Raw genomic sequence first — 684 nt, 5'->3', positions numbered from 1 at the left:
ACGCCGACCGGACACACATTTTGCTACTTAACCCGGAAATTTTAAGCCCCGGGCGCTTGCTTGAGCAGAGGCGACACCGGGGCGTACGAGAAAGAGATTACACTTAAAGGGCGCTACGTCCAAGCATAGGTGCTGGATTTGTGCGCACATTCATAAAAGGTCAAGGGGGTTGACACTTTGGGGTCCTTAGATGGGGTTGAAGGTCCTGGTTCCGAGTTTTTCTTCTCAAAGCTCGTCAGTGACTCGCGCTTTGCGCCGTATCTGCAGGAAGCAAACAACGATGTGCAGAAAGCCAGAGAGCTTTATCTTTGGGCTGGGGAGGTTGCCTCTGCAGGTCTGGAGTTACTTGCCCATTTTGAAGTTGGGCTGAGAAACGTCATCGATAAAGCTCTCAGGGAGCATTTCGAACACGATGCTGGCTCAGTGCCGTGGATATTCTCTCGAAATCCTTTAATTGGAGAAGGAGTCCGGGAAAGGGTTGAAGACACAAGGGAGGGATTAAGTCCCCACCACCGAGATTCGCGGGAGCAGATAACCGCGAACTTGCATTTCGGATTTTGGACTCGAATGCTCGGAAAAGGCAACGACGAGCTCTGGCGCCTCTGTTTGCAACGCGCGTTCCCTTATGCCCGAAGTCGTAGCGAAGTTGGTGCTGAGTGCGCGTAGTTGGTAGGGGTATTCCGA

1 protein-coding gene is annotated in these 684 nt (G+C 52.5%); it reads right to left on the bottom strand.

Annotated features, from left to right (window positions below; translation table 11 throughout):
- Positions 1 to 498: 498 nt before the first annotated feature.
- A partial coding sequence (locus tag HMPREF2736_RS12485) for a hypothetical protein (protein ID WP_210399432.1) occupies positions 499 to 684 on the bottom strand: 186 nt, incomplete at its 5' end.

This window comes from Corynebacterium sp. HMSC036E10 (assembly GCF_001836265.1).
Taxonomy (GTDB): domain Bacteria; phylum Actinomycetota; class Actinomycetes; order Mycobacteriales; family Mycobacteriaceae; genus Corynebacterium; species Corynebacterium coyleae.
Note: the sequence above shows the minus strand (reverse complement) of the source record. Positions and strands in the feature narration are given on the sequence as shown.